Source organism: Streptomyces sp. NPDC003038, assembly GCF_040611115.1.
Taxonomy (GTDB): Bacteria; Actinomycetota; Actinomycetes; order Streptomycetales; family Streptomycetaceae; genus Streptomyces.
Genome location: NZ_JBEXNN010000016.1, coordinates 57,003 through 78,167 on the forward strand (window position 1 = coordinate 57,003; position 21,165 = coordinate 78,167).

At 72.5% G+C, this 21,165-nt stretch carries 22 protein-coding genes and 1 riboswitch; of the genes, 12 read left to right on the forward strand and 10 right to left on the reverse strand.

Translation table 11 applies throughout. The features are described 5' to 3' along the window. Window positions 1–8: 8 nt before the first annotated feature. The 5 genes from ABZX75_RS20830 (at window position 9) to ABZX75_RS20850 (ending at window position 4,283) form a co-directional block, all read left to right on the forward strand. The gene (locus tag ABZX75_RS20830) at window positions 9–479 is read left to right on the forward strand and encodes an SAV_6107 family HEPN domain-containing protein (RefSeq protein WP_355412562.1); all 471 of its coding nucleotides are present in this window, start codon (window positions 9–11) and stop codon (window positions 477–479) included. A 91-nt stretch (window positions 480–570) separates the two neighbouring features. Further along, a complete protein-coding gene (locus ABZX75_RS20835) occupies window positions 571–1,329 on the forward strand; it encodes a methyltransferase (RefSeq protein WP_355412564.1) in 759 nt (252 codons plus the stop codon). A gap of 291 nt (window positions 1,330–1,620) precedes the next feature. Beyond that, window positions 1,621–2,022 carry a DUF3040 domain-containing protein gene (locus ABZX75_RS20840; RefSeq protein WP_355412566.1) on the forward strand — a complete coding sequence of 134 codons (402 nt, stop codon included), beginning with the start codon at window positions 1,621–1,623 and terminating at the stop codon, window positions 2,020–2,022. Between the two features lie 132 nt (window positions 2,023–2,154). Beyond that, window positions 2,155–2,784 (forward strand): DUF4126 domain-containing protein, encoded by a 630-nt coding sequence (locus ABZX75_RS20845; protein WP_355412569.1) that lies wholly within the window; start codon window positions 2,155–2,157, stop codon window positions 2,782–2,784. Between the two features lie 71 nt (window positions 2,785–2,855). Continuing rightward, complete coding sequence (locus tag ABZX75_RS20850; RefSeq protein WP_355412571.1) at window positions 2,856–4,283, forward strand: NAD(P)/FAD-dependent oxidoreductase; 1,428 nt, start codon at window positions 2,856–2,858, stop codon at window positions 4,281–4,283. Window positions 4,284–4,323: 40 nt separating this feature from the next. On the opposite strand, the gene ABZX75_RS20855 is transcribed toward ABZX75_RS20850, so the two are convergent. The 5 genes from ABZX75_RS20855 to ABZX75_RS20875 form a co-directional block, all read right to left on the reverse strand. Then, window positions 4,324–5,253 (reverse strand): hypothetical protein, encoded by a 930-nt coding sequence (locus ABZX75_RS20855; RefSeq protein WP_355412573.1) that lies wholly within the window; start codon window positions 5,251–5,253, stop codon window positions 4,324–4,326. A gap of 51 nt (window positions 5,254–5,304) precedes the next feature. Further along, window positions 5,305–6,219, reverse strand: coding sequence for a methylenetetrahydrofolate reductase [NAD(P)H] (gene metF, locus ABZX75_RS20860; RefSeq protein WP_355412575.1), 915 nt, complete (start codon window positions 6,217–6,219; stop codon window positions 5,305–5,307). 110 nt (window positions 6,220–6,329) lie between these two features. After that, entirely contained in the window at window positions 6,330–6,974 is a 645-nt protein-coding gene (thiE, locus tag ABZX75_RS20865) for a thiamine phosphate synthase (protein ID WP_355412577.1), read from the reverse strand. 71 nt (window positions 6,975–7,045) lie between these two features. Then, window positions 7,046–7,411, reverse strand: a complete 366-nt coding sequence (locus ABZX75_RS20870) for an Rv2175c family DNA-binding protein (RefSeq protein WP_355412579.1) — start codon at window positions 7,409–7,411, stop codon at window positions 7,046–7,048. 119 nt (window positions 7,412–7,530) lie between these two features. Continuing rightward, window positions 7,531–8,751, reverse strand: a complete 1,221-nt coding sequence (locus ABZX75_RS20875) for an FAD-dependent oxidoreductase (RefSeq protein WP_355412581.1) — start codon at window positions 8,749–8,751, stop codon at window positions 7,531–7,533. An 81-nt stretch (window positions 8,752–8,832) separates the two neighbouring features. Continuing rightward, window positions 8,833–8,945: riboswitch (TPP riboswitch) on the forward strand. Here ABZX75_RS20875 and thiO point away from each other — a divergent pair. From thiO to ABZX75_RS20900, 5 genes are all read left to right on the forward strand, one after another. After that, a complete protein-coding gene (thiO, locus tag ABZX75_RS20880; RefSeq protein ID WP_355412583.1) occupies window positions 8,943–10,142 on the forward strand; it encodes a glycine oxidase ThiO in 1,200 nt (399 codons plus the stop codon). Its footprint overlaps the riboswitch before it by 3 nt. Then, complete coding sequence (gene thiS / locus ABZX75_RS20885) at window positions 10,139–10,339, forward strand: sulfur carrier protein ThiS (RefSeq protein WP_355412585.1); 201 nt, start codon at window positions 10,139–10,141, stop codon at window positions 10,337–10,339. Before thiO ends, thiS begins: the two co-directional genes overlap by 4 nt. 2 nt (window positions 10,340–10,341) lie before the next feature. After that, window positions 10,342–11,136: a thiazole synthase gene (locus tag ABZX75_RS20890; RefSeq protein WP_355412587.1), complete on the forward strand. Its 795-nt coding sequence runs from the start codon at window positions 10,342–10,344 to the stop codon at window positions 11,134–11,136. A 208-nt stretch (window positions 11,137–11,344) separates the two neighbouring features. Further along, the gene (gene pknB / locus ABZX75_RS20895) at window positions 11,345–13,258 is read left to right on the forward strand and encodes a Stk1 family PASTA domain-containing Ser/Thr kinase (protein WP_355412589.1); all 1,914 of its coding nucleotides are present in this window, start codon (window positions 11,345–11,347) and stop codon (window positions 13,256–13,258) included. Between the two features lie 39 nt (window positions 13,259–13,297). Beyond that, on the forward strand, window positions 13,298–14,158 hold the full coding sequence (locus ABZX75_RS20900; RefSeq protein WP_355412591.1) for a deoxyribonuclease IV: 861 nt from the start codon (window positions 13,298–13,300) through the stop codon (window positions 14,156–14,158). A gap of 126 nt (window positions 14,159–14,284) precedes the next feature. Here ABZX75_RS20900 and ABZX75_RS20905 read toward each other — a convergent pair whose 3' ends face one another. Then, complete coding sequence (locus tag ABZX75_RS20905) at window positions 14,285–14,917, reverse strand: sulfite oxidase-like oxidoreductase (RefSeq protein ID WP_355412593.1); 633 nt, start codon at window positions 14,915–14,917, stop codon at window positions 14,285–14,287. A gap of 173 nt (window positions 14,918–15,090) precedes the next feature. Here ABZX75_RS20905 and bfr point away from each other — a divergent pair, with 173 nt between their 5' ends. Beyond that, complete coding sequence (gene bfr, locus ABZX75_RS20910; protein WP_355412595.1) at window positions 15,091–15,570, forward strand: bacterioferritin; 480 nt, start codon at window positions 15,091–15,093, stop codon at window positions 15,568–15,570. 57 nt (window positions 15,571–15,627) lie between these two features. Here the strand turns inward: bfr and ABZX75_RS20915 are convergent, their stop codons facing one another. Then, window positions 15,628–15,894, reverse strand: a complete 267-nt coding sequence (locus tag ABZX75_RS20915; RefSeq protein ID WP_355412597.1) for a (2Fe-2S)-binding protein — start codon at window positions 15,892–15,894, stop codon at window positions 15,628–15,630. A gap of 157 nt (window positions 15,895–16,051) precedes the next feature. Then, on the reverse strand, window positions 16,052–17,404 hold the full coding sequence (locus ABZX75_RS20920; protein WP_355412599.1) for a class II 3-deoxy-7-phosphoheptulonate synthase: 1,353 nt from the start codon (window positions 17,402–17,404) through the stop codon (window positions 16,052–16,054). A 258-nt stretch (window positions 17,405–17,662) separates the two neighbouring features. Here ABZX75_RS20920 and ABZX75_RS20925 point away from each other — a divergent pair, with 258 nt between their 5' ends. Further along, the gene (locus tag ABZX75_RS20925; RefSeq protein ID WP_355412601.1) at window positions 17,663–19,666 is read left to right on the forward strand and encodes a chorismate-binding protein; all 2,004 of its coding nucleotides are present in this window, start codon (window positions 17,663–17,665) and stop codon (window positions 19,664–19,666) included. On the opposite strand, the gene ABZX75_RS20930 is transcribed toward ABZX75_RS20925, so the two are convergent. Further along, entirely contained in the window at window positions 19,663–19,971 is a 309-nt protein-coding gene (locus ABZX75_RS20930; protein WP_355412603.1) for a hypothetical protein, read from the reverse strand. The genes ABZX75_RS20925 and ABZX75_RS20930 overlap by 4 nt on opposite strands. A 68-nt stretch (window positions 19,972–20,039) precedes the next feature. Continuing rightward, on the reverse strand, window positions 20,040–21,041 hold the full coding sequence (locus ABZX75_RS20935; RefSeq protein ID WP_355412605.1) for a 2-hydroxyacid dehydrogenase: 1,002 nt from the start codon (window positions 21,039–21,041) through the stop codon (window positions 20,040–20,042). Between the last annotated feature and the right edge of the window lie 124 nt (window positions 21,042–21,165).

Genomic DNA, 21,165 nt, shown 5'->3' on the forward strand with positions numbered 1-21,165 from the left:
GGTTCGTCATGGCCACACCGTCCCCGTCCCCTGTCCACCCCGTCCTGCGGCGGTCGATGGCTTCACCGGCCGCCCTCGACCTGCTCGCCAAGGCCCGCAGCGGCCTGGCCGAGGCCGCCCTGCTGACCCGGCCCAATGAGCGGTACGCCACCGCGCACCTGGCGGCGCTGCGCACGGCCGCGGCCGTGCTCGCCGCGCGCGGGCGGCCCGAGCCGGTGAACCCGAGGCGGCGGCCCCGGATCCGCAGCGCGTGGGAGGTGCTGCCGGAGATAGCGCCGGAGCTGGCCGAGTGGAGCGCGCTGTTCGCCTCCGGCGCGGCCCGCCGGGCCCGGGCCGAGGCCGGGATAGCGGATGCGGCCAGTGGCCGGGACGCGGACGACCTGGTGCGCGCCGTCTCGATGTTCCTGCGCCTGGTGGAGCGGATGCTGGCGCTCCAGGCCCTGCCGCAGCCGCGCCCGGAGCGTCCGGACGCGGGGTGAGCTGCGCGGCTGCGGAAGGCAATAGGGTGGGGCAGGGGCGGGGCACGTACCGCTCACCCCCTTTCCCTACCGCGCCGAGGAGCCAACAGCCGTGTCGGACACTTCCCGCCCCCGTGCCTCCCTCCGCACCGCCGTGGTGTGGGAGGTCCTCAAGGAGGCACTCGACCGCCGGGTGAAGGCGACCGGGCGGGACGTGCTGGACGTGCTGGACACCGGTGGCGGCACCGGCAAGTTCGCCGTGCCGGTGGCCCGGCTGGGCCACCGGGTCACCGTGGTCGACCCCAGTCCGAACGCGCTGTTCGGGCTGGAGCGCCGGGTCGCCGAGGCCGGCGTCGCCGACCTGGTCCGCGGTGTCCAGGGCGACGCCCAGGGCCTGCTGGACGTCGTCGACCGCGAGGCGTACGACGTGGTGCTCTGCCACGGCGTGCTGGAGTACGTGGACGATCCGGCCGAGGGCGTGGGCAACGCCGTCGCGGCTCTGCGCCCCGGCGGCACGCTCAGCCTGCTGGGCGCGGGCCTCGGCGGCGCCGTGCTGGCCCGCGCGCTGGCCGGGCACTTCACGGAGGCCCGTACCGCCCTCACCGACCCGGCCGGCCGCTGGGGCTCCGGCGACCCGATGCCCCGCCGCTTCACCGCCGAGCAGCTCAGCGAGCTGGTCGCGGACGCCGGCCTGGCCGTCGGCGCGGTGCACGGGGTCCGGATCTTCGCCGACCTCGTCCCCGGCGTCCTGGTCGACACCGAGCCGGGCGCGGTGGAGGCGCTGCTGCGACTGGAGGAGGCCGCGGCCGAGCTGCCCGCCTTCCATGCGGTGGCCACGCAATTGCACGTCCTGGGCGAGAAGCAGGCCTGATCTGCAATCTTCCACGGACGGAGTCGGCCACACACCCTCCGATCCGGCCGTGTGCCCCGTATGATCGGGGCAGTGACCGGCATGGTGGACGGGCCAGTGGGGAATAAGCGCCTCAGTGGCCACTGCCGCGGCGGTCCGGTTTCGCGCAGGGCTTTGCAGACTGTGTCTTTTTGGGCCTTGTCTTTTTAGAACGTGGCGTAGAGGGCGGGTATCACGGGGGCGATTCCCCGCCTATCCTGAAGGGGACCCCTGGTCGCTACCCCCCGCGACCGACGGATGAGGAGGACTCCCGTGCCGCTCTCGGAGCACGAGCAGCGAATGCTCGAGCAGATGGAGCGAGCGCTGTACGCCGAAGACCCCAAGTTCGCGACAGCGCTTGAGGGAAGCGGACTGCGCACGTACACCCGGCGACGGGTCTACCAGGCAGTCGCGGGCATTGTGGTGGGTATCGCGCTCCTCATGACCGGTGTGATCGTTCCGAACGTACTCTGGGTCAGCGTGGTGGGATTCCTCGTCATGCTCGGTTGTACGGTGCTCGTGGTCACCGGTTGGCGCAAGGCACCCAAGCCCGGCGAGCAGCCCGTCTCCGGCAGTGAAGGCGGTTCGGCCCATGGCCGCAGCCGGCAGCGTCGGTCGATGATGACCCGCATCGAGGAGCGGTGGCAGCGCCGCCGTGACGAACACGGGCAGTGAGCCCGACAGCACGTGAGTGAGGGGACGGCCGCCATGGGCGGCCGTCCCCTCGCCGTTCTGCGGCGTGTCCGCCGCATCACCTCGCCCCCCCTGCCCTCGGCCGCGAGCCGCTCGGTGCGGCATGATGATCCCGTGAGTGTGCTCCCCCTGGTCTTCACCAGCGGCTGGGCCAGCGGGATCAACGCCTACGCCGTGATCCTGCTGCTCGGCGTCTTCGGCGCGACCGGCCTGACCGACGAGGTCCCCGCGTCGCTGCAACGCACCGACGTGCTGATCGTCGCCGGCGTGCTGTTCCTCTGCGAGGTGGTGGCCGACAAGGTGCCGTACGTGGACTCGGTCTGGGACTCCGTGCACACGGTGGTCCGCCCGGTGTCCGGTGCGGTGGTGGGTGCGCTGCTGGCCGGGCAGAGCGGTTCGCTGTCCGACATCACCGCCGGTGCGGTCGGCGGCTCCACCGCGCTGGCCAGCCATTTCGTCAAGGCCGGCACACGGATGGCGATCAACACCTCGCCCGAACCCTTCAGCAATGTCCTGATGAGCGTCGCCGAGGACCTCGGCGTGGCCGGCATCGTCACGTTCGCGATGTTCAACCCCGAGGCCGCCGCGATCATCGCGGCCGTCCTGCTGGCCGCCGGAATCGCCCTGCTCGTCTTCCTCTGGACCCGGATCCGGCGCTTCCTGCGCCGCCGCGCCCAGCGCCGCGAGGAGAAGCGGCTGGCCGCCGAGGCCCGCGCGAGGACCGGGGCCCCGCCCCCCGGCTGACCTGCGGACCCCCGCGAGTGACCCGCCGACCCCTGGGAGCCCCGTCGGCCTCCCTCGATAGGCTCAGCCGCATGGCACGAATTGCGGTGATCGGCGCCGGGATGGGCGCGATGGCGACGGCGGCCCGGCTGGCCGTGGCAGGGCACCAGGTGACGGTGTACGAGCGCGGGTCGACGTACGGCGGCGCGGTCGGCCGGTACGAGCGCGACGGCTTCGCCTTCGACACCGGGCCCGGCCTGCTGCACTTGCCCGCCGTCTACCGCGACCTGTTCGTGAAGACCGGCAAGCGGTCGCTGGAGGACTGCGTCGAGCTGGTCCAGGTGGACCCGGCCGTCCGGCACGTCCTGCCCGCCCACGCCATCGACGTCACCCTCCCGGGCGCCTCGCGCGGCGGTGTCGCCGCCGCCCTGGACACCGCCTTCGGCCCCGGAGCCGGAGATCGCTGGAACGCCGTGCTGGGCCGGGCCCGGGACGCCTGGGACGCCACCCGCCGCCCCCTGCTGGAGGAGCCGCTGCGCCCCGACTGGCAGGTGCTGGGCCGCGACCCGTACCCCGCCGTGCGCGGCAGCGGCCTGCTGCGGCGCCGCCCGCCCACCCTCCAGGAGATCGCCGAGCGCGAACTGGGCGGCGCCCTCGGGGAGCTGCTGACGGGCCTGGTCGCGGAGTACGGCGCGGACCCCGCCTCGGCGCCCGGGGCCGCCACGGTGCTCCCGTACATGGAGCAGACCTTCGGCAGTTGGTACGCGCACGGCGGGATGCGGGCGCTGGCCACCGCCGTCTACGAGCGCTGCCTGGAGCGGAAGGTCGCCTTCGTCTTCGACGCCGCGGTACGGGAGGTCCTGGCGCGCGGCGGCCGGGCGGCCGGGCTGCTGCTGGCGGACGGCACCGAGGTGGCCGCCGATCACGTCGTCTGCGGGATCGACCCGCGGCAGCTGCCCGCCGGCCGCGTGCCCCTGCCCGGCGGGTCCGCGCCCGTACGGGGGCCGGGCGTGCCCAGCCGGATCACGTTGCTGCTCGCGCTGCGCGGCGCCCGCCCCGAGAACGCCGTTCACCGCACGCTGGTCCACTCCCGCGGCACGCGGCTGAGCGTGCTGCGGCCCGACGATCCCTCCACCCGGCCCGACCCGGAACACGAGGCGGTCACCGTGAGCGCCGTGTGCGGCCCGCTGGGCGGCGCCGCGGCTCCGCGCCCGGAGGAGCTGCTGGACCTCGCGGAGGCGGCCGTACCGGGCCTGCGGGAGCGGCTGCTGTGGCAGGAGGTGCGTACCCCGGCGGACATCGAGGCGGTCACCGGGGCGGTGGGCGGCTCGGTACCCCCGCCCGCTCTCGCGGGGGCGGGGGGCCGGGGGCTCTACCCGGCCAACACCACGGCCCTGCCCGGCCTGTACCTGGCGGGCGGCTGGGCACACCCCGGCGGCGGGCTGGCGCACGCGGGGATGACCGGCGCCCTGGTGGCCGGGCTGATCGTGGAGGGCGCGGAGTTCCGCGGCTCCCAGTGAGCGCCCGGCAGCCGCCCGGCCCGGAGGAGCCCGGAGGGGGTCAGTAGCGGTACTGCTCGTACTCGCCGGTGCCCTGGTACGGGTACCCCTGCTGCGGCGGCTGCTGCTGCGCCTGCTCGTCCGCCGGGTAGGGCTGGGCGACATCGCGCTGCTGCGGGACCCACACTCCGCCGGGCGGGGTGTCCATGGAGTACTGCTGCTGCCCGTAGTCGGCGTACGGGGTGTAGGCCCCGTAGTCGGCGCCGGGCGGGGTGACGCCGCCGCCGGTGCCGATGTACGGGTCCGAGTAGGCGGCGTAGACCGGCTGTTCGCCCGTCGGGTAGCCGGTGGTGTAGTCGTAGCCGCCGGAGCCGCCCTGTGCCTGCGGGTCGTAGTACGCGGCGTACTGGTGGGCGTCCTGCTCGGGCGTGGTGTACGACGGGGCGAAGGCGCCCGTCTGGTCGGCGCCGGGCGCGGGCGCGAAGCTCTGGATGCCGTAGGAGCCGGTGTCGTCGGGCATCGGCTGCGGACTGTAGATGTCCTCGGCCGTCTCCCCGAACCGCTGCTCGCCGGACCGCTCTTCGGCCTCGTACGCGGACGCGGTTGCGGCCTCGGTCCCGGACGCGGTTTCGGCCGCGCCTTCGGCGCCGTACTCCAGTGCGGTCACCTGCAGGGCGGGTTCGGGACGCGAACCACCGCCGGAGCGGCGCCGTCTGGACTGCCGTACGGGTTCCCCGCCGCGGCGCAGCGCCCAGCCGGCCACGAAGCCCTTGCGGAAGGAGAGCGTCACCAGGGTCTGGCCCACGGCGAACGCGGCCGCGCCGGCTCCGATGACGAGGACCGACGGCAACAGCACGCCGGCGACGACGCCGAGGAAGCCGGCGAAGGCGAGCAGCCGCCAGCGCAGCCGGGCCTTGTACTGCATCAGGACCTCGGCAAGCAGCCACAGCGCGACGATGCCGAACGCGATGTAGAGGACCGTCATGGCCATGCTTGGCCCCTCTCGGTACGACCGACCGCCCAGGGAAGGGGTGCCGGCCGATCAGGCCCGCTGGTGCAGACCCAGGTTCTCGTAGATTTCGAGAGTCGCCGTGGAATTGTTCAACGTGATGAAGTGCAGCCCCGGGACACCCTCGGACAGCAGCCTCGCGCAGAACTCCGTGGCGAACTCGATGCCAATGGAGCGTACAGCGGCGGGGTCGTCCTTGACGGCGAGCATGCGCTCTTTCACGTCAGCGGGGAAGACCGCGTTGCTGAGTTGGGGCAGCCGGTCGAGCTGCTTGATGCCCACAACGGGCATGACCTCGGGGATGATCGGGGTCTCGCAGCCGGTCTTGGCGACGCTGTCGCGCAGCCGCAGATAATTCTCCGGATCGAAGAACATCTGGGTGATCGCGTAGTCGGCGCCGGCGCGGCACTTGTCCACGAAGTGCTTGATGTCCGTGTCCCATTCCGTGGAGCGCGGGTGCATCTCGGGGAAGGCCGCGACGCCGACGCAGAAGTCGCCGGACTCCTTGACGAGTCGGACCAGGTCGGCGGCGTAGTGCACGCCCTCGGGGTGCGCCACCCACTCGCCCATGGGGTCGCCCGGCGGGTCTCCGCGCACGACGAGCATGTTCCGGATCCCGGCGTCGGCCAACTGTCCGATGACATTGCGCAGCTCGGCGACCGAGTGGTCCACGGCGGTGAGGTGCGCGACCGGGGTCAGGGTGGTGTCCGCGGCGATCTGCTGCGTGGCGCGGACGGTGCCGCCGCGGGTGGAGCCGCCGGCTCCGTAGGTCACGGAGACGAAGCTCGGGGATACCGCCTCGACCCGGCGCAGCGCGTTCCAGAGGTTGCGCTCGCCCTTCTCCGTCTTCGGGGCCCAGAACTCGAAGGAGTACGAGCTCCCGGACGCGAGCAGGTCACGAACCGTGTGTGCACGATCCGTCCAGGTGGAAGCGGTACCAAGGGCCATACGGGCAGGTTAGACGCGGCCCGGCGGACACCGAAGCCGCGTCCATCCATTGGACACGTTTCTGGACACTTCCGCGCGCGGGGCCCGGCCGCGATCCGCCGGACACCCGCTCAGGCGCCGAGGCGGGCTCGGACGCGCTTGGCCAGGTCTGCGGCGGCCGCACCCGGGTCGGTGGCCTCGGTCAGGGCGCGCACGACCACGACCCGGGTGGCGCCCGCGTCGAGCACCTCGTCCAGATTCGTGCCGTCGATGCCGCCGATGGCGAACCAGGGCCGCTCCTGGTCCAGGGAGGCCGCGTACCGGACCAGCCCGAGGCCGGGGGCGAAGCGGCCGGGCTTGGTGGGGGTGGGCCAGCAGGGACCGGTGCAGAAGTAGTCGACGCCGGGCTCGGCGGCGGCCGCGTCGACCTCGGCCTCGGCGTGGCAGGACCGGCCGATGAGCAGGTCCTCGCCCAGGATGGCGCGGGCGGCGGGGACGGGGATGTCGCCCTGGCCGAGGTGCAGGACGTCGGAGCCGATGGCGTGGGCGACGTCGGCGCGGTCGTTGACGGCGAGGAGCTTGCCGTGGCGTCGTGCCGCCTCGGCGAACACCTGGAGGTGTTCGAGCTCCTCCCCCGCCTCCATCCCCTTGTCCCGGAGCTGGACGATGTCCACACCGCCCGCCAGGACGGCGTCCAGGAACTCGGGGAGGTCACCCTGGCGCTTGCGGGCGTCCGTGCAGAGGTAGAGCCGGGCGTCGGACAGCTGGGCGCGCATGGGTAAACCCCCCGTGGGTGGGCGGTGTACGAGCCGTTCGCGGCCCGTACACCGCGGTGGAGCGGATCAGGTCACAGAGCGAGCGCCTGAGCGCGGCGCTTCACCTCCGTGCCGCGATTCTCGCTCAGCGCCTCGGCGGGGGTGCCGGGCAGGGTCGGGTCGGGGGTGAAGAGCCACTCCAGGATCTCCTCGTCGGAGAAGCCGTCGTCGCGCAGCACGGTCAGCAGGCCGACGAGCCCCTTGACGACCTTGTCGCCGTCGATGAAGGGGGCCGGGACCTGCAGGGAGCGGTTCTCGCCACGGCGTACGGCGATCAGCTGCCCTTCCTTGACCATCTGGCGGACCCGGGTCACCTCGATGTCGAGCATCTCCGCGATGTCGGGGAGGTACAGCCATGCGGGGACAAGGGCATCGATCTTTGCGTCAATCTCGGTCACGAGGACAAGCCTGCCATCTCGGACGTGCCGCCGGTACCCGAGCGGCCCCGTACGGGTTCCGGCCCCGCCCCCGGCGGGGTCCGGCGGGGTCCGACATGGTCCGGCGGGGTCCGGCGGGGTCAGAGGGTGGCCGACTTCAGTGGAACCGCGGGGTCCGCCGCCTTCGCCGGGTCCAGGGGAGCGGCCGTCTCGATCAGCTTGCGGCCCTGCGCCAGATCGCGGGGGCGGCCCACGGCCAGGACCGCGACCAGTGCGCCCTCGCGCAGCCAGCACACCGACCACGCCGCCTCGGCGGGATCGCCGCGCCACAGCAGGGTGTCGTCCCCGCCGTGGTAGCCGGCGTACTGCACGAAGCGGCCGAACTGCTCCGACCAGAAGTAGGGCACCGGGTCGTAGACCGCGGCCGGCTCGCCCGCGAGGATGTTCGCCGCGACCGCCCTCGGCCCCTGGAGCGCGTTGTCCCAGTGGTGGACCAGCAGCCGCGTCCCGTAACGGGCCGAGGGGAAGGAGGAGCAGTCGCCGACCGCGTACACGCCGGGCAGCGAGGTCCGCAGGTACGCGTCGGCGGTGACCGAGCCGTCCGGGCCCAGCTCCACGCCGCTGCCCGCCAGCCACCCGGTGGCCGGACGGGCTCCGATGCCCACGACCACCGCGCCGGCCGCCAGCTCGCGGCCGTCCGCGAGCAGGACCCGGCCCTCCTCGATCGCGGCGACCTTCGCACCGGTGATCAGCCGGGCGCCCGCCCGCGCGTACCAGTGCCCCATCGGCTCCGCGACCTCCGCGGGCAGGGCGCCCGCCAGGACCCGGTCCGCCGCCTCGACCACGGTCACCGCGCAGCCCGCCTCCCGGGCGGCGGTGGCGAACTCCGCGCCGATCCACCCCGCCCCGACGACGACGATCGCGGGCGCCGCCGCCAGGACGGGCCGCAGCCGCGCCGCGTCGTCCAGCGTGCGCAGCAGGTGCACGCCCGGGACGCCCTCGGACCCGGGCAGGGTCAGCGGTCGGGCGCCCGTCGCCAGTACGAGGACCTCGTACGGGACCGGTCCCGCCTCCGTGTCCAGCTCGCGCTCGGCGGCCCGCAGCCCGGTGACCTCGGTCCCGAGCCTGAGCTCGATGCCGAGTTCCTCGAAGTCCACGTCGAAGGCGGAGTCCTCGGCCTTGCCGAGCAGCACCGCCTTGGACAGCGGGGGGCGGTCGTAGGGCTGGTGGGGTTCGGCGCCCAGCAGGGTCACGGGGCCCGCGAAGCCCTGCTCCCGCAGGGCGACCGCGGTCTGCACCCCGGCCATTCCGGCGCCGACGATCACGACGCCGCTCTGAGTCTGTTCCGTCTGCTCGCTCACCCGGCCACCCTAATCATCTGACGGCCCGTCAGGAACAGGTGCCGCCTTACCGGCCGTCGGCGGCGGGGTTAGTCTGGCCACCGTACCTATCGCGGGAGTCCGGGCGCACCGGGCTGAGAGGGAGGCTGGCCGGCCTCCGACCGTACGAACCTGATCCGGGTCATGCCGGCGAAGGGAGGGGCTGGACGCCCATGCACTCATCACGACCGCACTCACCTCCGAGGACAGGCTCCGACGTCCTCGTCATCGGGGGCGGGATCATCGGCCTGGTCACCGCCTGGCGCACGGCCCGGCTCGGGCTGCGCACCGTACTCGCCGACCCCGCGCCCGGCGGCGGCGCCGCCCAGGTCGCGGCCGGCATGCTCGCCCCCGTCACCGAGCTGCACTACGGCGAGGAGGCCCTGCTGGGGCTCGGCCTCGCCTCCGCCGCCCGCTACCCGGAGTTCACCGCCGAGCTGGCCGACGCGACCGGCGGCATGGACATCGGCTACCGCGCTTGCGGCACCCTCGCCGTCGCCCTCGACGCCGACGACCGCCTTCACCTGCGCGAGCTGCACGCCCTGCAGCGCCGCTGCGGCCTGGAGTCGCAGTGGCTCACCGGCCGCGAGTGCCGACGCCTGGAACCGATGCTGGCCCCGGGCGTACGCGGCGGCCTGCGCGTCGACGGCGACCACCAGGTCGACCCGCGCCGGCTCGCGTCCGCGCTGCTGACCGCCTGCGAGGGCGCCGGCGTGGTGATCCACCGGTCGGCCGCGGCGCGACTGCTCGTGACCGCCGACCGGGCCTGCGGAGCGGTGCTCGACGACGGTACGGAGCTGCGCGCGGACCAGGTGGTCCTGGCGGCCGGGTCCCTCAGCGGCCGGCTGGCCGGCGTACCGCCGGAGGTGACGGCTCCGGTACGGCCGGTCAAGGGCCAGGTGCTCCGGCTCGCGGTGCCCGCCGCGTACGCGCCCTTCCTCTCGCGGACCGTACGGGCCGTCGTGCGCGGCAGCCACGTCTACCTCGTCCCCCGCGAGAACGGCGAGCTCGTCATCGGCGCCACCAGCGAGGAGCTCGGCTGGGACACGACGGTCACCGCGGGCGGGGTGTACGAACTCCTGCGCGACGCCCACGAGCTGGTGCCCGGCATCACCGAACTCCCCCTCACCGAGACCCGGGCCGGTCTGCGGCCCGGCTCACCCGACAACGCCCCGCTGATCGGCCCGACCGACCTGCCTGGGCTGCACCTGGCCACCGGCCACTACCGCAACGGGGTACTGCTGACCCCGCTCACCGGCGAGGTGATGGCGCAGCTGCTGACCACCGGCGAACTCCCGGAGATCGCACGCCCCTTCACCCCGCGCCGCTTCCCGACGGCGCCCGCCACCACGCGTCAGGAGTCGTACGCATGACCATCTCCGTCAACGGCGAGCCGCGCGAGGTCGCGGCCGGCACCACGCTCGACACGGTGGTCGCCACCCTGACCGCCGCCCCGTCCGGCGTGGCCGCCGCGCTCAACGAGACCGTGGTCCCGCGCCGGCAGTGGCCGGCCACACCGGTGGGCGACGGCGACCGGGTCGAGATCCTCAGCGCCGTCCAGGGAGGCTGACCATGGCGGACGACCTCTTCACCCTCGCCGGCCGGACCTTCTCCTCCCGCCTGATCATGGGTACGGGCGGGGCCCCGAGCCTGGACGTCCTCGAACGCGCCCTGATCGCCTCCGGCACGGAACTCACGACGGTGGCGATGCGCCGGCTGGACCCCACCGTCCAGGGCTCCGTGCTGTCGGTGCTCTCCAAGCTGGGCATCTCGGTCCTGCCGAACACGGCGGGCTGCTTCACGGCGGGCGAAGCCGTCCTGACCGCCCGGCTGGCCCGGGAGGCGCTGGGCACCGACTGGATCAAGCTGGAGGTCGTCGCGGACGAGCGCACCCTCCTGCCCGACGGCGTGGAGCTGCTGGACGCGGCCGAGATCCTCGTGGACGAGGGCTTCACGGTCCTCCCGTACACGAACGACGATCCCGTGCTCGCGCGGAAGCTGGAGGACGTGGGCTGCGCCGCGATCATGCCGCTGGGCTCCCCCATCGGCTCCGGCATGGGCATCCGCAACCCGCACAACTTCGAGCTGATCACCGAACGGGCGGGGATCCCGGTCATCCTCGACGCGGGCGCCGGAACCGCCTCCGACGCGGCGCTGGCGATGGAACTGGGCTGCGCGGCGGTGATGCTGGCGTCGGCGGTGACGCGGGCGCAGGAGCCGGTACTGATGGCCGCGGCCATGCGGGACGCCGTGTCGGCGGGACGCCTCGCCTTTCGCGCCGGCCGCATCCCCCAGCGCCGCTTCGCCCACGCCTCGTCCCCCGCGGAGGGCCGCGCCACCCTCGACCCGGAACGCCCGGCGTTCTGACGCTGCCCGTCTGCGGACCGTAGCCGGGGCTCCGCCCCGGACCCCCTCGCCTCAAACGCCGACGGGGCTGGGTGGTCCGCCGGCGTTTGAGGCGCGGGGGTCCGGGGGCCGGTCCCCGGCAACGGTCCGCAGACGGGTGCGTCACAGCTGCGCTGCAAGCCCGACCCGCCCCGGTCGGGGCACGCCATCGCGCCAATAGAATCGCCGGGTGGATACGACCCTGGATGACCCCCTCGTCGGGCGCGTGCTCGACGGCCGCTACCGCATCGACGCCCGCATCGCGGCCGGCGGCATGGCCACGGTCTACCGGGCCGTCGACACCCGCCTCGACCGCGTCCTCGCGCTGAAGGTGATGCACCCGGCGCTCGCCTCCGACGCCGCCTTCGTCGACCGGTTCATCCGGGAGGCGAAGTCCGTGGCCCGGCTCGCGCACCCCAACGTGGTCGCCGTCTTCGACCAGGGCACGGACGGGCCGTACGTCTACCTCGCCATGGAGTACGTCTCCGGCTGCACCCTGCGCGACGTGCTCCGCGAGCGCGGCGCGCTCCAGCCCCGGGCCGCCCTCGACATCCTCGAACCGGTGCTCGCCGCGCTCGGCGCCGCCCACCGGGCCGGCTTCGTCCACCGCGACATGAAGCCCGAGAACGTCCTGATCGGCGACGACGGCCGGGTCAAGGTCGCCGACTTCGGGCTGGTCCGGTCCGTCGACTCCGTCACCCACACCACCGGCTCCGTCCTCGGCACCGTCTCCTACCTGGCTCCCGAGCAGATCGAGAACGGCGTCACCGACACCCGCGTCGACGTCTACGCCTGCGGAGTCGTGCTCTACGAGATGCTCACCGGCTCCAAGCCCCACACCGGCGTCAACCCCGCCCAGGTGCTCTACCGGCACCTCCACGAAGACGTACCGCCCCCCTCGGCCGCCGTCCCCGGGCTCCCCGCCGGCCTCGACGAGCTCGTCCTGCACGCCGCCGCCCGCGGCCCCGAGCTGCGTCCCCACGACGCCGCCGCCCTGCTCGGCCTCACCCTGGAGGCCCGCGCACGGCTCAGCGACGCCGAGCTGGACGCCGTACCGCCGCAGGCGCGCGCCACGGAGCGGACCGCCACCGAGGACCGCACCGGGGTGATCCCCCGGCCGGTGGCCGTGCAGCAGCCCGTGCACCACACCTCCCGCCTGGAGACGCTGCCTCCGCCCCCTCCCGTCGACTCCCGTCCGCCGCGCCGGCTGCAGCGCCCCCGCCGCGGCGTGCTCCTCGTCGTCGCCGGCGTCCTGCTCACCCTCGGCCTGGGCACCGGCCTCTGGTACATCAACTCCGGCCAGTTCACCAAGGTCCCCAACCTCCTCGGCAAGACGGAGGAGCAGGCCAAGGCGCAGCTGTCGGCCGCCGGCCTCGGGGTGAAGCGGGTCGACAGGAAGTTCAGCGACGCCTTCGACCGGGGGACCGTCATGAACACCGATCCCCCGGGCGGCAAGCGCATCCGCGGCAACGGCGCGGTGACGATCACCATCTCGCGCGGCCCCGAGGTCGTCGCCGTGCCCAATCTCAAGGGCAGGCCGCTGGAGGAGGCGAAGGCCGAGCTGACGAAGGCGGGACTTTCGCCCGGCATCGTCACGCAGGCCTTCAGCCAGGACGTCGCCCAGGGTTCGGTGATCAGCTCGGACCCGGTGGGCGGCGAGAAGCGGGCGCCGAACACGGCGGTCGCGCTCGTGGTCAGCAAGGGACGCCCGGTGCAGGTCCCGAGCGTGGCCGGGGTCCCCGTCGACCAGGCGCGCAGCACGCTGGAGGGGCTCGGGCTGAAGGTCGAGACCGCGGCCGAACAGGTGAATTCCGCCTCGCCGGCCGGTACGGTCGCCAACCAGTCGGTCGGCGCCGGCACCCAGGCCGCGGCCGGGGAGACGGTCACGCTGACCCTCTCCAAGGGCCCCCGCCAGCTCCCGGTCCCGAACGTGACGGGCCAGGACGTGGAAGCGGCCCGCAAGGCACTGGAGGCCGCGGGCTTCAAGGTGAAGGTGGACCGGCCCTTCCTCTCCTTCAGCAACACCGTGGACGCCCAGTCGGTCCCGGGCGGCCAGAACGCCCCCGAGGGCAGCACCATCACCATCAAGACCAAGGGACTGTAGGGACACGTGGACCACGCGGAGCAGGCCATACGCACGCCCATGAACCGCAATCCCGTGGGCGGGCACGTCCCCGTCGCCGGCGGGCTCGCCTCGGTCGGACTCGCCTATGCCCGCGAGATGGGCGCCGAGGCGGTCCAGGTCTTCGTCGCCAATCCGCGCGGCTGGGCCACACCCGTCGGAAATCCGGCGCAGGACGCACGGTTCCGGGCGGAGTGCGCGGCCGGGTCCATCCCGGCCTACGTGCACGCGCCGTACCTGATCAACTTCGGCTCGCACACCGAGGCGACGGTCGAGAAGTCGGTGGAGTCCCTGCGCCACTCGCTGCGCCGGGGCCGGGAGATCGGCGCGCTCGGGGTGGTCGTCCACACCGGTTCGGCGACCGGAGGCCGCCCGCGCGAAGCGGCGTACGCGCAGGTCAGGCAGTACATGCTGCCGCTGCTGGATGAGCTGACCCACGAGGACGACCCGTTCCTGCTGCTGGAGTCCACGGCCGGGCAGGGCTCCTCACTGTGCTCGCGGACCTGGGACTTCGGACCGTACTTCGAGGCCCTGGACCACCACCCCAAGCTCGGGATCTGCCTGGACACCTGCCACGTCTTCGCGGCGGGGCACGACCTGGCCGAGCCGGGCGGGACGAAGCAGACGCTGGACCTGCTGGTGGACACGGTGGGCGAGGGCCGGCTGAAACTGGTCCACGCGAACGACTCCAAGGAGGGCGTGGGAGCGCACAAGGACCGTCACGCCAACATCGGCCAGGGCCACATCGGCCGGGACGCCTTCGCCGAGCTGTTCACGCACCCGGCTATGGAGGGCGTACCGCTGATCACGGAGACCCCCGGCGGCAAGGAGGGCCATGCGGCGGACGTGGCGCTGCTGAAGGAGCTGCGCGGCTCGGTGTGATTCGACGGGTGGGTGATCGGCCGCGGCAAGGGTCACGCGGTCGTCCACCGGGACCGTGTCGTCCACCAGTGCCGCGTCGTCCACCGGTACCGCCATTGAGCAGTCCCACCATCGGGTGAGAACGCTCTACAGCTCGGGCCCGTCCCCCGGCTCCTCCTGGTACGAGTAACGCTGCTCGCGCCAGGGGTCGCCGATGTTGTGGTAGCCCCGCTCCTCCCAGAAACCGCGGCGGTCGGCGGTCATGTACTCGACGCCGCGGACCCACTTGGGGCCCTTCCAGGCGTACAGGTGCGGGACCACGAGCCGCAGCGGGAATCCGTGCTCGGCGGTGAGCAGTTCGCCGCCCTGGTGCGTGGCGAAGACGGTCCGCTCCGAGGCGAAGTCGGCCAGCCGCAGATTGGAGCTGAAGCCGTACTCGGCCCACACCATCACGTGCGTCACCTGGGGCGCGGGCGGCGCCAGCGCGAGGACCGTACGGGCGAGCACGCCGCCCCATTCGGCGCCCGGCATGCTGAATTTCGTCACGCAGTGCAGGTCCGCCACGACCGATTCGAACGGCAGGGCCGCGAACTCCTCGTGGTTCCAGCAGTGCTTCTCACCGTCGGCCGTCGCGCCGAAGACGCGGAACTCCCAGCGGTCCGGCTTGAACTTGGGGACGGGGCCGTAATGGGTGACCGGCCAGCCTCGCTGCAACCGCTGCCCCGGTGGAAGCTCCAACTGCTCTGCTCCCGGAGATTCCCGGCTTTCCGGCTGACCCATGACTCCATGGTGACAGACTGGGCAGGGTGGTCATGACCAGGTCTGGGCCGATTCGGGCAAGTCACGGCAACTCCCACTAAGGAGGCACTTACTGGACGCCCTCCTACGGCGGTGCGAGGATGCGCGCACCTGCCCCGTCACATAGCTGACACTGCCTGGAAGGAGCCTCTGCGATGCAGGGCGACCCCGAGGTCCTTGAGTTTCTGAACGAGCAGCTGACCGGCGAGCTGACCGCCATCAACCAGTACTGGCTGCATTACCGCATCCAGGACAACAAGGGCTGGACCAAGCTCGCCAAGTACACGCGTGAAGAATCCATCGACGAGATGAAGCACGCGGACAAGATCACCGAGCGCATCCTCATGCTCGACGGTCTGCCGAACTACCAGCGCCTCTTCCACGTGCGCGTGGGACAGACGATCACGGAGATGTTCCAGGCGGACCGCCAGGTCGAGGTCGAGGCCATCGACCGGCTCAAGCGCGGGATCGAGGTCATGCGCGGCAAGGGTGACGTCACCTCCGCCCGGCTCTTCGAGGAGATCCTGGAGGACGAGGAGCACCACATCGACTACCTGGACACCCAGCTGGAGCTCATCGAGAGCATCGGTGAGCCGCTCTACATCGCGCAGCTGATCGAGCAGCCGGAGGGCTAGGAGAACCGGCAGAACCGGCAGAGCCGGCAGAGCCGGTAGAACCGGGAGAGCCGGAGGCTAGGCCGCTTCGGCCAGCTCGGGCTCGGGAGCGCGCTGCGCGTCGGCGGCCAGCACGGCCGCCGCTTCGCCCTTCTCCAGCAGTTCCCGGCGCGGGCAGGCCCCGCGGCCGAGGATGCCCTGGATGGTGCGGACGCAGGAGCCGCAGTCGGTGCCGGCCTTCGTCGCGGAGGCGATCTGGCGGGGGGTGCAGGCGCCGGCAGCCGCGTGGTCCTTGACCTGCTTGTCGGTGATGCCGAAGCAAGAGCAGACGTACACGCGGTTCACCCCCTGGGCGAGGAAAAGTTCGGCGAGCCAGCCCCGATTCGGTGAGGCTTACCTAACCGTACCGAAAGTTAGGGTGACCTAAAAGCCCGGGTACGACGGTGGGGCGCGGATCACATCGATCCGCGCCCCATCGCCGTAGGAAGGTACTGACTGATCCCTACTGGTCGCGGTACATCTCGGCGACCAGGAACGCCAGGTCCAGGGACTGGCTGCGGTTGAGCCGCGGGTCGCAGGCCGTCTCGTAGCGCTGGTGCAGGTCGTCGACGAAGATCTCGTCGCCGCCGCCCACGCACTCGGTGACGTCGTCACCGGTGAGCTCGACGTGGATGCCGCCCGGGTGGGTACCGAGGCCCTTGTGGACCTCGAAGAAGCCCTTGACCTCGTCGAGCACGTCGTCGAAACGCCGCGTCTTGTGGCCGGAGGCCGCCTCGAAGGTGTTGCCGTGCATCGGGTCGGTGACCCAGGCGACGGTCGCGCCGGAGGCGGTCACCTTCTCGACCAGCTCGGGGAGCTTGTCGCGGACCTTGTCGGCGCCCATCCGGACGACGAAGGTCAGCCGGCCCGGCTCGCGCTCGGGGTCGAGGCGGTCGATGTACGTCAGCGCCTCGTCCACCGTGGTGGTGGGGCCGAGCTTGATGCCGATCGGGTTGGCGATCTGCGAGCAGAACTCGATGTGCGCGTGATCCAGCTGGCGGGTGCGCTCACCGATCCAGACCATGTGGGCGGAGGTGTCGTACAGCTTGCCGGTACGCGAGTCCGTGCGGGTCAGCGCGCCCTCGTAGTCGAGCAGCAGCGCCTCGTGGGAGGCGTAGAACTCGACGGCCTTGAACTCGGCCGGGTCGGTGCCGCACGCCTTCATGAAGTTCAGCGCGTTGTCGATCTCCCGCGCGAGCTGCTCGTAGCGCTGCCCCGACGGGGAGTTCTTCACGAAGTCCTGGTTCCAGGCGTGCACCTGGCGCAGGTCGGCGTAGCCACCGGTGGTGAAGGCGCGCACCAGGTTCAGCGTCGAAGCCGACGCGTGGTACATGCGCTTCAGCCGCTCGGGGTCCGGGATCCGGGCCTCTTCGGTGAAGGCGAAGCCGTTGACGGAGTCACCGCGGTAGGTCGGCAGGGTGGTGCCGTCGCGGGTCTCGGTGTCCTTGGAGCGCGGCTTGGAGTACTGGCCCGCGATGCGGCCGACCTTGACGACGGGCACGGAGGCCGCGTACGTCAGAACCGCTGACATCTGCAGCAAGGTCTTGAGCTTGGCGCGGATCTGTTCGGCGGACACGGCGTCGAAGGCCTCGGCACAGTCGCCGCCCTGCAGCAGGAACGCCTCGCCCTTGGCGACGACCGCGAGGCGGTCGCGCAGCTGGTCGCACTCGCCCGCGAAGACGAGCGGCGGGAAGGACTCCAGGTCCTTGACGACCTGCTCCAGCGCCCGGGCATCGGGATAGCTCGGCTGCTGCGCGGCAGGCAGGTTACGCCAGGTGGGCACACGGGCAGCTGAGGGCTCAACGTTCACAGTCACAGATCCAGGTTACGAGGTCCCGTGCCCATCTCGGCCCACTGCCCACACTCTGGACACGATCACCCCGAGGGGGTCGCGGGTGCGTTAGGGTCGCCGCATGTACGCGCACTCGAACCAGAACTGGTGGTGGCCCGCTCCCGGCGGCCCACTTCTCGCGCGTACGTAACGACACGACCGACGCGAAGGCCGCCCCGAGGGGCGGCCTTCCGCGTTCTACGGACGCGGGCCGCTCCTCCCACCGGAAGGACGCCCCGCCCCATGGAACCCAGCCCCCTCAGCCGGCTGCTCGACGACTCCTGCCCGCCCTTCGCACTCCTGCGCCGGCGGACCCCCGGTCGCGATCACGACACCGTCGAGGTGCTTATCGGCCAGGTCCACGAGGCCGAGCGCCTCGCCGACCTCCCCGTCGGGCGGCTGCCCACCCTCGCCCTCGTCCCCTTCCGGCAGATCCGCGAGCGCGGTTTCGACGTACGCGACGACGGCACGCCGCTGAGCGTGCTGGTCGCCGAGGAGGCGTACGAGATCCCGCTCGCCCAGGCGCTGGCCGCGCTGCCCGCGCATGAGGTCCGGGTCGAGGACGGCGGCTTCGACGTCCCCGACGCGGAGTACGCGGCCACCGTCGAGCGCGTCATCCGGGACGAGATCGGCCGCGGGGAGGGCGCCAATTTCGTCATCCGGCGCACCTACGAGGGCCGGATCGACGGCTTCGGCCGCGCCGACGCGCTCGCGCTGTTCCGGCGGCTGCTGCTGGGCGAGCGCGGGGCGTACTGGACGTACGTCGTCCACACCGGAAACGCGACGGGGCCCGCGGGGCCCTCCGGGGAAGGGCGGCGGCGGGAGACGGAAGGGCGCACGCTGGTCGGGGCGAGCCCCGAGGTGCACGTACGGATGTCGAACGGGCGGGGCGGGCGCGGAGCGCTTCCGTTCGAGGACGGGGGAAGCGGCATGGGCGGCACGGGCGGCACGGTCGTGATGAACCCGATCAGCGGGACGTACCGCTATCCCGCCGAAGGGCCGACGGCCGAGTCGCTCCTCGCCTTCCTCGGCGACCGCAAGGAGACCGAGGAACTGTCGATGGTCGTCGACGAGGAACTGAAGATGATGTGCACGGTCGGCGACATGGGCGGGGTCGTCGTCGGGCCGAGGCTGAAGGAGATGTCCCACCTCGCGCACACCGAGTACGAGCTGCGCGGACGCTCCTCGCTGGACGTGCGCGAGGTGCTGCGCGAGACGATGTTCGCGGCGACCGTGACCGGCTCGCCCGTGCAGAACGCCTGCCGGGTGATCGAACGGTACGAGACGGGTGGCCGCGGCTACTACGCGGGCGCGCTCGCCCTGCTCGGGCTGGACTCGGCGGGGGCCCAGACGCTGGACTCCCCCATCCTGATCCGCACCGCCGACATCGCGGCCGACGGGACGCTGCGCGTGCCGGTGGGGGCGACCCTGGTGCGGCACTCCGACCCGGCCGGCGAGGTGGCCGAGACGCACGCGAAGGCGGCGGGGGTGCTGGCGGCGCTCGGGGTACGGGCGGCCGCGCCCCGGCCGGCCTTCGACGCGCCGGGACTGGCGGAGGACCCGCGGGTGCAGGCGGCGCTGGCGGCCCGGCGGGCCGACCTGGCCCCGTTCTGGCTCCGCATGCAGGAACAGCCCTCCTCCCTGACCGGCCACGCCCTGGTGGTGGACGCCGAGGACACCTTCACGGCGATGCTGGCCCACGTGCTGCGGGTGGCCGGGCTGGAGGTGACCGTACGCCGCTACGACGATCCGGGGCTGCGGGCCGCGGCCCTGGCGTGGACCGGGCCGATCGTGCTGGGCCCCGGCCCGGGGAACCCGGCCGACGCGGGCGATCGCAAGATGCGGATGCTGCGGGCGCTGGCGGCGGAGCTGCTGGCCGGCCACCGGTACGGCCTGCTCGGGGTGTGCCTGGGCCACGAGCTGCTGGCGGCGGAGCTCGGGCTCCCGCTGATCCGCAAGGCGGAGCCGGCACAGGGCGCGCAGACGCGGATCGACCTGTTCGGGGCCGAGGAGGTGGTCGGCTTCTACAACACGTACACCGCGCACTGCGACGCGGAGGCGTCCGCACGCCTCGCCGCGCACGGGGTGGAGGTCTCCAGGGACCCGTCGACGGGCGAGGTCCACGCCCTGCGCTCGGAAGCCGCCGGCTTCGCGGGCGTCCAGTTCCACCCGGAGTCGGTCCTGACCCTGCGGGGCGCGGAGCTGCTGCGCGGGCTGGTGGCCGGGCTGCCGGTCGGCGCTGCCTAATGCCCTAGCCGGACGGTCGGATCCAGGCCGTCAGGGGTCGGCTCGCCGCGGCGGAACCTGCGGATCAGCTGCGCCGCGAACACCGGCCCCTGCACGGCCAGCACGCACAGGACGACGGTCAGCCGGCCCGAGGCGAGGCTGACGCACAGCACCACACCGGCCACCGCGTCGGCGAGATCGAGCCAGGCGTCGGTGCGGCGGGCGCCTTGCGCACCGCGGACCTTGCGCAGCGTGGATCGGACACTGAGAAGGGCTATCGCGGCCATGGCCAGCAGGCCGCATTGGGCCCAGACGGGAACGTTCACGCGCTCAAGGTAAGCGCCCCGGCCCGGCGCGGGTCATGGCCGCCCGATGAACACCGGCCCAACTCAACTCATGGAGCCGGCGCGGGAACCAGGACGTTCTCCGAGCGGCGGCCGGCCAGGTAGTCCGACACGTTGGCGACGGTGGTGTCGATGATCTGGCCCACCGCGTCACTCGTGTAGTACGCCTGGTGCGAGGTCACCACCACGTGCGGGAAGGTGACGAGCCGGGCCAGGGTGTCGTCCTCGACCGCCTCCAGGGACTTGTCGAGGAAGAAGACCCCGGCCTCCGCCTCGTACACATCGAGCCCGACCCCCGTGAAGCGGCCCGCCCGGAGCTCCGTGACCAGGGCGTTCGTGTCGACCAGCCCGCCCCTGCTGGAGTTCACGAGGATCGCGTCGTCCCGCATCATCCGCAGCGCCGCCGAGTCGATGATGTGGTGCGTGGACTCCAGCAGCGGCACGTGGAGGCTGATCAGGTCCGCGGACGCGAACAGTTCCTCCTTGTCCACGTACTTCATGCCGAGCTCCACGCAGGCCGGGTTCTGCACCAGGTCCCAGCCCAGCATGTTCATCCCGAAGCCGCTCGCGATCCGGGTGAACGCCTCGCCGATCTTGCCGGTGCCGAGCACGCCCACCGTGCGGCCGCGCAGGTCCCGGCCCATCAGGCCGTTCAGCCGGAAGTCGAAGTCCCGGGTCCGGTTCGAGGCCCGGACGATCCGCCGGTTCACCGCCATCGCGAGGGTCCAGGCGAATTCGGCGACCGAGTACGGCGAGTAGGAGGAGACCCGGCTCACCGTCATGCCCTCCTGCCGCGCTACGTCCAGGTCGATGTTGTTGAAGCCGGTGGACCGCTGGGCGATCATCTTCGTCCCGCCGGCCGCCAGGGTGCGCAGCACCCGGCCGTTCAGGTCGGCGTTCACACTGGAGGAGACGATCTCGTACCCGGCCGCGATGGGCGCGGTGTCCTCGCTCAGGAAGACGTCGAGGCAGCGGATCTCCTGCCGTCCCGCGAAGGCCTGCTCCAGGAGCGGCTTCTCGTCGGCGGTCACACCGAATGCCAGGATTTCCACGCTTGCTCCCGTACCTCGAAGACGTCGGACCATGGGCCATTTGTCACGATACGACCCATGATCCGTCCACGCCCGCGCGGCTCGGCCGCCGGGGCCTGAGGCACCGGGGCCTGAGGTACCGGGC